This is a genomic window from Gammaproteobacteria bacterium (ex Lamellibrachia satsuma) (assembly GCA_019623805.1).
GTDB lineage: Bacteria > Pseudomonadota > Gammaproteobacteria > Chromatiales > Chromatiaceae > QGON01.
Genome location: CP053680.1, coordinates 271,439 through 283,181 on the forward strand (window position 1 = coordinate 271,439; position 11,743 = coordinate 283,181).

Here is an 11,743-nt window from a genome sequence, read left to right on the forward strand (position 1 = left end):
ACTCAGTATGGCGCAGGGTAAGCCCTCTCAGAGTTGCATACTCTGTCTGCATCGAAACACAGGGGCCAGTCTCCGATTCAACAATGATCTGATCGACCGCACCCGCACCGGTAATTTCCACCGGTTTATCGATGATCAGGGTTTCCCTATAGATCCCGGGTTCCACCTGGATGCAGGTTTCAGGCTTAACCGTTTGAATCGCCTCGGTGACGTGGTCAAGGATTTTGTTACACCCAGTTAAGCCGCTTTTTTCTGCGCCATCATTTGCTGCTCAAAATCATTCGGACTCATATAATCCAGGTATGAATGCAGCCGCGTACTATTATAAAACATGGAAATATATTCCAATATGTCCTGCTGGGCTTCGTAACGTGTCTGGTAGCTTCTCCAATGCACCCGTTCCTGCTTGAGGCTGCCAAAGAAGCTTTCCACTACAGCATTATCCCAGCAGTCACCCTTCCTGCTCATACTGCCATTGATATCATGGGCTTTGAGTAACCGCCGAAAAGCCTTGCTGGCATATTGAGAACCACGATCTGAGTGGTGAATCAATCCGCCCTTCGGTCGACGTCGCCAGATCGCCATTTGCAATGCATCACAGACCAGCTTTGCCTTCATCCGGGAACTCATGCTCCAGCCGACCACTTTACGTGAATACAGGTCTATCACTACCGCCAGGTATAACCAGCCTTCCTGGGTCCATACATAAGTCACGTCCGCCGCATAGACATGATCGGGCTGGGCCACAGCAAACTCTCGCTTGAGCAGGTTGTTAAAAACCGACTGCTGGTGGTTACTGTTTGTCGTAACCTTATATTTCCTGCGCTGACGCGCCTGTACATTGGCTTCACGCATTAACTTCCTTGCCTTATTCCGACTCACCGGATAGCCCAGGACATTCAAGGCTTTTTTCATTCTGCGACTGCCATAAGTGTAGTCTGAACTCTTGGCGATATCCTCAACCCACTCCAGCATCTCCTGATGTATTCGGTCTGGCCTGTTACCCAAGCCCCTTTGATACTGGTAGTAACCATTACGACTCACACCCAAAACCTGACATTGCAAGCTGATTGGATAGGCATTCTTATGCTGGGTGATGAACGAATATTTCACTTCGTTTCTGCTGCAAAGAATACCGTTGCTTTTTTTAAGATTTCTTTCTCCATCTCAAGGCGTTTAACCTGAGCCTTGAGCTTCCTGATTTCTTCCTGTTCAGAACTCAACTTGCCATTGCCTCGAAATGCCTGCCCATCTTCTGCCTGATGTTCTTTCACCCAGCGCCCCAGCATTTGGGCATTGATGCCCAGACTGTTTGCTGCTTCCCTTCGAGTATATTCCTGCTCAAGAACCAGACTGACCGCGTCTAGCTTGAATTCCTTCGAATATTTCTTTCGTTCTTTCATTTTTCTACCTCAGTTAAGTCAATGATGCTTAACTGGGGTGTACCTGTCCATTGGACCACGTCACGGAGATGCTCGAGAAGAGTCCCCAGCCACCGTTCGCTGAGACGACTGGATTATCATCTCGCCGCTCCAGTTCGGCGGCATAGATCGCCGCACCACGCGATATGGCCAGTTCCGGATCGTCCACCCGTTCAACCCGGCACTGAAACTCGTTTTCCAGCAACTCCTTGATATAGGGTATCCGGCTGCATCCCCCAACCATCAACAGGTAGTCTACCGACTCCCAGCCAATCCCTGCCATCTCGACAAGCTTATGGCAGAGCTGGACCGTCTCCTTTGCCAAACTAGCGACCATCTCATTAAAGGTATCCCTGTCGAGACTGAATGGCTCCATAGCTGTTGCACCGGGAACAGGGATAGATACGAACGCCTCCTGAGCTTCACTCAGTTGATGCTTGAGCCCCCTGCACCACTCTGTAACCATGGCCCGCAGGCGCATCGCATCTTCATCCCGCTGTTCGAGCAGAGCGCGCAACTCCTGACTGCAATTTCGCTTGAGATGCTCGAAAATCATGCGGTCGAGATCCATCCCGCCGCACTGCTCCAGACCGACAGGAAGGGCAAGCAGTTCATAGCCGAATTCGGTCTTGCGTACCAGAGCCGCGTCGAAGGTACCTCCGCCAAGATCGTAGACCAGCACGACCTCTCCACCGGAGGACCGCTGCTCTGCGCCCGCTTTCCAGGTGTGGTAGATGGCTGTTGCCACCGGCTCATCCAACAAAGCTACCTCAAGCCCAGCCATCATTCCGGCGTGCGCCATCAGTCCGCGTTTGTAATCGGCGTAGATCGCCGGAACTGTCAAAACCGCTGAGGAGATGGCGGTCCCACCGTTCATCTGCTCCGCTTCAGTTTTGAGCTTTTTCAGGACCTCTGCGACCAGTTCCTCCGGCTGCATTGCCCGCTCGCCGAGCTGGAATGGCTCCTGTTGACCCAGATCGCGTTTGAAGCCGCTTCGGTAGCGGAACAAGGCTCGCAAACGCTGGTTTTCGGCCGCTTGTCCAACCAGGACTTCGCCCTGCTGAGTTATATAGAGACTCGATGGGAATGAAAAAGTATGGGAGAGAGGTTCCTTGACCAATACAAGGTCATCCCGCAACAGAAACGCGGAACTGGAATAACAAGTACCGAAATCAATACCCAGGCGCATGGCCCTGATCCATCTTCAACGAGGTTACAGCTTGATCACAGGTAGGTAATGTAAGGCTTGGGGAAACGCCGCATCGCCAGACATCAATTTTGCGTTGTGATCCTCCTCTCAAATACAGTATAGCGCCTAACAATCGGAATACCTGGAGCGCGCACTGGGGGGAGTTCCGGATTGGTTTTCGCAAGCGCACATGAGGGGTCGATTTCAATCCGTGCAATAGCGGATAGTTAAACAACACTTGGCGGACCGGATTGTCTCCGTTCCCGGAATTCTAACGCAGCTTTCAGGTTACTGGCGACCGAATGCTGGAAAAAAACTCACCGATGGCTGCCGACAGTGTCTCGGATCGTTTGGGATCACGCAGACTGGCCAACATGAAACTGCGGGTACCGGGAAGAAAAAGCAGATCGGCCAGCACCCGGTTGAAAAAATCCTGCGACTCATCAGATGCCGCCAGACATTCAAGATAGCGGCAGCGAATGCCTTCGTCCTCCAGCGTCTCCCAGGCCCGGCCTCCAATCGCCGTGAGCACATCGCTGCGGGAGGCAATCGGATGATTCAGCACACTGACGATAAGCTGATCCCTAAAGGTCAGGGAGATGCTGTTAGAGATGCCACGAATCCCGGCAGTGATAATTTGGGGATCAGATTCGTCCTCTGCAAGAGTCACTTCCACCCTTTTACAGAGCGCTTTGGCAATCGCCACCGGCACCGCTTCATTTTCCAGACAATGACAGAGCGCCTCCAACGGGGATGGGGGTAGATGTGGAATCGCCTCGGCGATTTGCCTGGCCATCTCCGGCTCGGCGCAGCGGGCAGCCAGATCAGCAATGCCCTGATAGCCAAGAAAAGACCACTGATCCCAGCCGAGCTTACCCTGAAAATAGCCGACCGCATGATCATAGTAGCGGGAAGCAGGCTGTTTCAACAGCAGGGTAAGCTTGGCGTGCAGCACAGCCAAGCGTTCCTGTTTTGGTTGAAAGACGTAGGGGTTATCCTCCAACGCAGCCTGGAACTGTTCTCCATTGCTTTCCGCCTTGAGTTTTTCCCCCAGGCTCTCCACCAGTCGATGCATGAAATCGTCCCGCGCGGCCAGCACCAGCTTGCCCTGCTCGTCCAGTGGGAAACGCAGGAACCATATAAAAGGTTCATCCTGACTTTCATGGTCATGCATGACCAGGGCAAACCAGGCCTGCTGCTGCAGTGGCTGTGGGTAGGGAAGCTCGGTTCTTTCGAACTTGAGAAAATCATCGTGGGGGATTTTGCTGACACGGCGTCCCATGTCGAAGAAACGCAGACGTCCACCGGCCGTTTCGAGAAACTCCGTCAGGCTGGCTATCTCGCTCATGTTTCGACCCAATCGATCAAGTGAAAAACCAAGTCATCGGCCTCCGCTTCGCAAACCACACGACCCTGAATCGAGTTACCACTCTCCTCCACCGTCTCCTGCCTTCCGGAAACCAGTGGGTGCCACTCCGGCAGGTCCTTGTCTTCCGCCAGCAAACGATAGGCGCAGGTGGCGGGAAGCCAGTAGAGCTCCTTCAGATCCTTCGGTGTCAATGTGATGCAGGTGGGAACCAGCACGGATCGATCTGTATAGCAGGTGCAGCGGCAATCTTCGAGGTCCAGTAGATCACAGACCACATTGGTGAAATAGATCTCACGGGTATCTTCGTCTTCCAGTTTTTGCAGACAGCATTTGGCACAGCCATCGCAGAGAGATTCCCACTGTAACGTGCTCATCTCCGTCAGTTTTACTTCCCGCCAGAATTTTCTATTTTTCTCAACCATTGGTTCCTCTTTCTTCATCCGTGCAATTCTCCGGTTTCAGCGCTAATCAGGCAATGAAAATTTCTCACGAAAAACTCTATCCCCCTACTCATACTAAGTTTTTTTCCAAATCCGGCACAAGACATTAGAGAAGCTGCTTGTCAATCTCTTTATGCACATTTGTGAAACGAAGGCTCCAGGTTATTGGGTTACATTTTATTCTTGTGAATATACATATTAAACACACTCTATCTTTTTGATAAATATACATTAAATTGTATTGTGCAAAAATTAAACAATTTAATGGCCATGCTGGAACAGCAAGGGCTGGGGACAAACTTAATCACCTTACCCACAAAGTTATCCACAGGATCTGTGGAAAGATTTCAGTGTTGAAAGATACCAATCAACCAGCCTTCAACTGCGTTTTCCAGTGCTGAATGATCTAACGACCGTCAGCGAGTCTCTTTTTCGCAATACACGCTTATCGGGGTATTCAGCAAAGCTCCGCAGAGGTAAGGTAAAGGAGTAACTTGGACAGTGGGATCCATGCGCACTGACAAATATAGATAATGAGTCAGCAACACAAAGAATTTCAGGCAATTTTCCCCGTTCCATTTGGTGCGTTAGGAGTTGTAATGCGGGGTGAAATACTGCATCAGATCGACTTTCTGCCCCAGAATACTTCATCCAAAACCCCGTCAGATGATGTAACCAGAGACGTAGTGTCCCAGATACAACACTATCTGGTCGATGGTAAGCGCCAGTTCACTCTGCCACTGCAACTGCATGGAACCGATTTCCAGCAGAGAGTCTGGGCAGAGCTTCGAACAATACCGTCCGGCGAGGTTCGCACATACGGAGAGGTTGCCAAACGACTCAACAGTAGCCCCCGTGCCGTCGGCAATGCCTGTCGCGCCAATCCCTGTCCTGTCGTAGTGCCCTGCCACAGAGTCGTAGGTGCCAATGGCATCGGTGGCTTTTCGGGTAAGCGGGAGGGGGGGCCGCTGGCAATCAAGCGCTGGTTGCTGAATCACGAAGGCTGGTCCGGTTGCAACTGATGGCGTTGCCGGCGGAGGTTCAGGGACGCATCGAAAGCTTTGCCGACGCCCTTTGGATGGAGCGGGGACTGAGCCGCAATACCCTCAGTGCCTACCAAAGCGATCTAAACAAGGTTTCGATCTGGCTGCTGCAGCAACGGGAAACCGACCTGCTGAATGCTGACCGCAGCGATCTGTTGCTCTATCTGGCCGAGCTTGCCCGGCAGGGTCTCAAACCCCGATCAACCGCACGAAGGCTCTCCTGCCTGCGCCAATTCTATCAATATGCCCTGCGTGAAGGCTGGGTCGAACACGATCCCAGCGCCCTCATCGACGCGCCCAAGATCGGACGCCCCCTGCCCGGCGCCCTGACCGAAGCGGAGGTCGAGGCCCTGCTCGATGCCCCGGATCTGACGGATGCACAAGGGTTTCGGGATCGAACCATGCTGGAAGTGCTCTATGCCTCCGGCCTGCGGGTCTCGGAACTGATCAGCCTGCGTCCGGAGCAGATCAGCCTGACCCAAGGCGTGGTACGGGTCATCGGCAAAGGCGGTAAAGAGCGGCTGGTGCCGCTGGGTGATGAGGCTCAAACCTGGCTGATACGTTTCCTGAAAGGTCCCCGGCAAGAGATTCTGGGCGCCCGGCTCTGCCCGGAGCTCTTCCCCACACGCCGTGGCAGCGGAATGACCCGTCAGGCCTTCTGGTATCTGATCAAAAAGCATGCGGTCACTGCAGGTATCAGCAAGCATCTCTCTCCACACACCCTGCGACACGCCTTTGCCACTCACCTGCTGAACCACGGAGCAGACCTGCGGGTTGTACAACTGTTACTCGGTCATAGCGACCTGTCCACCACCCAGATCTATACCCATGTGGCGAGGGAACGGCTGAAAAACCTGCACGCCACCCACCATCCCAGAGGTTGAGAATAGTTTGTCATCCCGGCTTTGCGAGTTATGAAGCCAACCTCACATTGTGCTACATTCCGGGCAGTTTCAGGTTGACCGGGCAAATCAGGAGTTTTTAATGCCGTCATTCGATATCGTGTCAGAAGTCGACATCCAGGAGGTGAGAAACGCCGCGGATCAGGCGAACCGTGAGATCGGCACCCGCTTTGACTTCAAAGGTGTGGACGCTAAATTCGAACAGAATGAGAGCGAAATCACCCTGCGCGCCGAACAAGAGTTCCAACTGCAGCAGATGATGGATATTTTGCGGCAAAAACTTGTCAAACGAAAAGTCGATATCGCCTGTATGGATATCAAGAATCCGGAAACCACGCTCAGCGCCGCACGGCAGCAGGTCATCATTAAACAGGGTATAGATACCGATACCGCACGGAAGATGGTCAAGGCGACCAAGGCAAGCAAGATTAAGGTTCAAGCCCAGATCCAGGGTGAACAGGTTCGGGTAACCGGCAAGAAACGGGATGATCTGCAGCAGATCATCGCCATGTTACGGGAGGCTGACTACGGCCTGCCACTGCAATATCAGAATTTTCGGGATTGATTAATGAAGAAAAATTTTAATATCCGCCGTAAACAAGCAGGCATCCTTTCAGCGGCAGCCTTAGTTGCCCTGCTCTCTTTCGGCAACAGCCAGGCTGCTGAAGATGCCGCAACGATCAAACGAGTCCAGGATGGGATCGCCAAGCTGATTCCCGGAGAGACGCCTGACAGCATCGCAGAATCGATGGTCCCAGGCCTGTACGAAGTGATGATCGGACCACGTCTGTTCTATGTCAGCGGTGATGGAAAGTATCTCTTCAACGGAAAACTTTTTGAGATCGCAACAAGAGAGGACCTCTCAACGCCTAAGATCTCCCTAGCCAAGGCGGATGCCATCACCAAGGTTGGTGAGGATAACATGGTCATCTTTGGTCCCGAAGATTCCAAACATACCATCACTGTTTTTACCGACATCGACTGCGGGTATTGCCGCAAACTGCACAGTGAGATCACGCAATACAACGATCTCGGCATCCGAGTCCGCTATATGATGTATCCACGCGCCGGCGTCGGTAGCGCCTCCTACACAAAGGCCGTTTCTGTCTGGTGCGCCGATGACCAGAAAGCCGCCATGACCCTTTCCAAGTCCGGCAAGCCCATCGATGAGAAGCTGTGCGACAATCCAATCGTGGATCACATGAAACTGGGTGAACTGCTCGGCGTTACGGGAACCCCATCGGTCTTCCTTTCTGATGGGGAAAACCTGCCTGGTTATGTTCCTGCGGCCAAGATGTCTGCCTACCTGAGTGGACGGGGCGACCAATAGTTCAACCATCTTGAGAAACAGCAAACGGGGAGCTTCTGCTCCCCATTTTTTTGCCTGATTTTCGTGATACGACTCACAATCAGCATAATTGCGAGTTCAATGAGTCAATAAATTGGAACAACTGCCGCTAGCCTTCTCAAGCAACATTAGACATTAGAGGAACAGATTGTGCAGGCCCATAAACTGGATCTGGCATATCGCTCCGAAACGGGGCCCGTGCGCAAGAGTAACCAGGATACGATCGGCACAAATGAAGCTGCCGGTATCGTAATCGTTGCTGACGGCATGGGTGGCGCTAATGGCGGTGAGATCGCCAGTCAACTGGCAGTTGATCTGTTGATGCAATATTTCGCTGACGATGAACGTAACCCAGCCACTGAATCCGACCGCGAACTCCAGGAGAGCCTTTCGGTAGTCAACAATGCAATCCTGGAAGCTGCAGAGCAAATGCCGGAACTACAAGGAATGGGCACCACGCTGGTATTGGGCATGTTCGATGAGAACCATCTACGCTACGCACACGTTGGAGACTCCCGACTCTACCGTCTGCGTAACGGCAAGCTGACCCCTCTGACCCGTGATCATAGTCTGATCGAGGATATGATTGATAAGCAAGTATTCTCCTCACCACTGGAAGCTATTGAAGCCGGTGTACCACGCAACATCCTATCCAAGGCCTTCGGCACCGCACCGGATGTCAAAGCTGAGATCGCCAAGACCGATATCATGGCAGGGGATATCTATCTGTTCTGTTCTGACGGGCTGACCAGCATGGTTTCCAATGAGAAAATAGAGGATGAGTTGCTCAGCACAGACAAGAATTTGATTAAACAGGTCGATGATCTAATTGAAAACGCCTGCAACAATGGCGGTACCGATAATATTTCTATTGTGCTGGTAAGCATTGATAAGGCGGCTTGAGTGAAGATCCGACTGGGTTATGAATGCAAAGATTTAGTTCTGTATTGGGGTAGTTGAATCATGGAAAAACTCGTCGTTTTAAACAGCAACGATACGCTTCAGGAGTTTCCTTTAGAGCAGAAACGCGTTGAACTGGGGCGGGATCCAGCCAACGACCTCTGTCTTGGTGACCAGTCAGTCAGTCGCCATCACGCCAGTCTGGTGCGAATCTACACCGAGTACTATCTGGAAGACCATCGCAGCACCAATGGTACCCGGCTGAATGGCCAGGATATCAAAAAGCATATGCTAAAAAACGGCGATGTCATCGAGATCGGAAAGTATCGGCTTAAATTCAAGAAACAACAGGAGAAGAGCGACGACAACGACCTCGATAAAACGGTCGTCATACTTCCGTCAGCCCCACAACGTGTGCCACCGGCAAAACCGCCAAAAAAACCGCTAACCACCAAGCCTGACTTGGCCTTTATCCACTATCTGGCAGGACCGGAGAAAGGTCAGGAAGCAAAACTCAACCGCGCCTTCTTCACTATCGGGGAGACAGGCGGCGATCTTGCACTGATCACCAAGCGTCATCAAGGTTACTATCTGCTGAAGCTTGGTGGACACACAATCCCTTCGGTTAACGGCAACTCTGTGCGCGCAGGAGGCGTCGAGCTCACACATGGTGATCAAATCGTATTTGGTGAACGCCAGTTAGAGTTCCTTACAGGAAGTTGATCCGCATTCGTGGGAAGTCGATTAAAGTTCCCTCATTCTCTGCCGCATCAATCAATAGATTCCCGATCATTGACGTCAAGCACAAGACAAGCCGTTAAGGAGTAACAGTTTATGACAACAGAATCACTTGATCACAACCGCATGCTGCTGGAGATCGACCGCACGATCCGTGATCTCAACCGTAACACCATCAATCCCATGATACCTGAGCTCACCCTGAATGATCTCTGCCCGGTCATGGAATTGGTCGCCCGTGCAAGAGGGCTCTATCTGAAAGAGCTGTTTGAGGTCACTGAGATTGCAGGAGATATAATGCCATCCCAGGATCAGATAGGACGATTGAAGAAGCTGCGGGAGAACTTCGAGGAACTGGTCAAGGGCGCACAAGCGCTGGAAACGGCCATCGAGCGTGGTTATCTGGACGTCAATCGCTGAACTGATATCCAGCCCCCTTCCACCGTAACTCACGCGGTTATTAACGGCAGAGATGCATTGCGATCTCTGCCGTTCTCATATACAACATCCCAGAAAGAATCATGACGGTCTATCCACACTAGGCCTACTCGCCTCCAAATCGATCTGGGACAACGACTTAATGACCACACCGGATAAAAATGCTGTAAAGCGCTATCTGTTGAGCCTGCAGGAACAGATCTGTTCCGGACTCGAAGATGCGGATGGTGAAGGCCGGTTTATCCGGGATGCCTGGCAGCGGGATGAAACCGACAAACTCGGCGGTGGCGGTATCAGTTGCGTACTGCGGGACGGAGCGGTCTTCGAGCAGGCCGGCGTCAACTTCTCACATGTCACCGGCAGCAAGATGCCGCCTTCCGCGACAGCACACAGGCCGGAACTTGCTGGACGTGCATTCGAGGCGATGGGCGTATCACTGGTGATCCACCCCCACAACCCCTATGTACCAACCTCCCATGCAAATGTACGTTTTTTCATTGCCGAAAAAGAGGGGAGCGATCCCGTCTGGTGGTTCGGTGGTGGTTTCGATCTGACGCCCTACTACGGAAATGAGCAGGACTGCCGCCACTGGCACGACATCTCAAAGGCTGCATGCCTACCCTTCGGCGAGCAAGTTCACCCCAAATTCAAACAGTGGTGCGATGACTATTTCTATCTCAAACACAGAGAGGAACCAAGAGGTATCGGCGGCCTCTTTTTCGATGACCTGAACGAGTGGGGTTTCGAAAAGAGTTTCAACTTCATGCGCAGCGTGGGTGACCACTATCTGGAGGCCTATCTACCTATCGTCTCACGACGCAAAACCGTTGCTTATGGAGCAAGAGAGCGGGAGTTTCAACTCTATCGGCGTGGGCGTTATGTTGAATTCAACCTGGTCTATGATCGCGGCACCCTCTTCGGCCTGCAGTCAGGTGGACGAACCGAATCTATCCTGATGTCCATGCCGCCGTTGGTAAGCTGGCGCTACGATTGGCATCCTGAACCGGGTTCGGCAGAGGCCGAACTCTATGAGAAATATCTCAAGCCACGGGTGTGGGCCAGCACGTAAGATTGAATCCTTGAGGTTTTGGCCTACCATCAAGATAAACCTGATAACGATGAACGGAGGAAATCATGAGTGCTTTCAAAGGGTTTCCCGAGGCCTGTCTCCCTTTTCTGGAGACATTGTCAAACAACAATAACAGAGCCTGGTTTAGCGAGAATAAAACTGCTTACGAACAGCAGATACGTGAACCTGCGCTGGCATTCATCGAGCATATGCAGCCCAGGCTGCAGAAGATCTCCCCACGATTCCGCGCCATCGCAAAAAAAACCGGCGGCTCCCTGATGCGGGTCTACCGGGACACCCGTTTCTCGAAAGACAAAACGCCCTACAAAACTAACATCGGCATCCAATTCCGACACGAACTGGGAAAGGATGTCCATGCACCGGGTTTTTATGTTCACATTGAGCCGGAACTCTGCTTTGTCGGCGCCGGCATCTGGCATCCGGAGAACCCCCTTCTTGGAAAGATTCGTGATTTCATCGTGGACAATCCGGCATCATGGAAAGCCGCCAGGGATGACAAAACCTTCCGCAGGCATTTCACGCTTGAGGGTGATTCACTCAAACGTCCTCCCCGGGGTTTTCCCCCTGATCATGAGTTGATGGACGATCTCAAACGCAAGGACTTCATCGCCTGTAAATACTTCGATAGCGGAAAGATTACAGCACCATCCTTTGCCCAGTTTGTGACCAACAGCTTCAAACAGGCAGATCCGTTCATGCGCTACCTGTGCAACGCAGTGAATGTGAACTATTAATCATATTTCAGTCTTCTAGCATCCTGAAAAGATGAAGGGCGGCAAGCATTTCTGGTAAGGTGCGCCGCGCGCACCCTACGCTCGTCAGCCTCTCCCGAAACCAACCATCACCACGAACTCCGAAACCTGAG

General features: G+C 52.2%; 14 protein-coding genes. 10 read left to right on the forward strand and 4 right to left on the reverse strand.

The annotated features are described in order from the left end of the window. Positions 1-7 precede the first annotated feature (7 nt). Entirely contained in the window at positions 8-241 is a 234-nt protein-coding gene (locus tag HPY30_01190; GenBank protein ID QYZ64722.1) for a hypothetical protein, read from the forward strand. On the opposite strand, the gene HPY30_01195 is transcribed toward HPY30_01190, so the two are convergent. The 4 genes from HPY30_01195 to HPY30_01210 form a co-directional block, all read right to left on the reverse strand. Further along, a protein-coding gene (locus HPY30_01195; protein ID QYZ64723.1) for an IS3 family transposase occupies positions 238-1,403 on the reverse strand; the annotation gives its coding sequence in 2 pieces (ribosomal slippage) (positions 238-1,142 and positions 1,142-1,403; 1,167 coding nt in all). The two genes, HPY30_01190 and HPY30_01195, sit on opposite strands and share 4 nt — an antisense overlap. Positions 1,404-1,431: 28 nt before the next feature. Then, positions 1,432-2,610 carry an Hsp70 family protein gene (locus tag HPY30_01200; GenBank protein ID QYZ64724.1) on the reverse strand — a complete coding sequence of 393 codons (1,179 nt, stop codon included), beginning with the start codon at positions 2,608-2,610 and terminating at the stop codon, positions 1,432-1,434. A gap of 283 nt (positions 2,611-2,893) precedes the next feature. Beyond that, complete coding sequence (locus tag HPY30_01205) at positions 2,894-3,958, reverse strand: DUF3549 family protein (GenBank protein ID QYZ64725.1); 1,065 nt, start codon at positions 3,956-3,958, stop codon at positions 2,894-2,896. Then, positions 3,955-4,401: a YcgN family cysteine cluster protein gene (locus HPY30_01210; protein ID QYZ67859.1), complete on the reverse strand. Its 447-nt coding sequence runs from the start codon at positions 4,399-4,401 to the stop codon at positions 3,955-3,957. Before HPY30_01210 ends, HPY30_01205 begins: the two co-directional genes overlap by 4 nt. Before the next feature lie 551 nt (positions 4,402-4,952). Here HPY30_01210 and HPY30_01215 point away from each other — a divergent pair. From HPY30_01215 to HPY30_01255, 9 genes are all read left to right on the forward strand, one after another. Continuing rightward, on the forward strand, positions 4,953-5,441 hold the full coding sequence (locus HPY30_01215) for a methylated-DNA--[protein]-cysteine S-methyltransferase (GenBank protein ID QYZ64726.1): 489 nt from the start codon (positions 4,953-4,955) through the stop codon (positions 5,439-5,441). After that, on the forward strand, positions 5,441-6,346 hold the full coding sequence (gene xerD / locus HPY30_01220; protein QYZ64727.1) for a site-specific tyrosine recombinase XerD: 906 nt from the start codon (positions 5,441-5,443) through the stop codon (positions 6,344-6,346). Before HPY30_01215 ends, xerD begins: the two co-directional genes overlap by 1 nt. 100 nt (positions 6,347-6,446) lie before the next feature. Continuing rightward, a complete protein-coding gene (locus HPY30_01225; protein ID QYZ64728.1) occupies positions 6,447-6,929 on the forward strand; it encodes a YajQ family cyclic di-GMP-binding protein in 483 nt (160 codons plus the stop codon). Positions 6,930-6,932: 3 nt separating this feature from the next. Further along, entirely contained in the window at positions 6,933-7,694 is a 762-nt protein-coding gene (locus HPY30_01230) for a DsbC family protein (protein ID QYZ64729.1), read from the forward strand. Positions 7,695-7,883: 189 nt separating this feature from the next. After that, entirely contained in the window at positions 7,884-8,615 is a 732-nt protein-coding gene (locus HPY30_01235) for a serine/threonine-protein phosphatase (GenBank protein QYZ67860.1), read from the forward strand. A gap of 60 nt (positions 8,616-8,675) precedes the next feature. Then, positions 8,676-9,335 (forward strand): FHA domain-containing protein, encoded by a 660-nt coding sequence (locus HPY30_01240; GenBank protein ID QYZ64730.1) that lies wholly within the window; start codon positions 8,676-8,678, stop codon positions 9,333-9,335. 111 nt (positions 9,336-9,446) lie between these two features. Beyond that, positions 9,447-9,770 (forward strand): hypothetical protein, encoded by a 324-nt coding sequence (locus tag HPY30_01245; protein ID QYZ64731.1) that lies wholly within the window; start codon positions 9,447-9,449, stop codon positions 9,768-9,770. Positions 9,771-9,930: 160 nt separating this feature from the next. Next, positions 9,931-10,857, forward strand: a complete 927-nt coding sequence (gene hemF, locus HPY30_01250; protein QYZ64732.1) for an oxygen-dependent coproporphyrinogen oxidase — start codon at positions 9,931-9,933, stop codon at positions 10,855-10,857. Between the two features lie 65 nt (positions 10,858-10,922). Next, positions 10,923-11,612, forward strand: a complete 690-nt coding sequence (locus tag HPY30_01255; protein ID QYZ64733.1) for a DUF2461 domain-containing protein — start codon at positions 10,923-10,925, stop codon at positions 11,610-11,612. Positions 11,613-11,743: the final 131 nt, after the last annotated feature.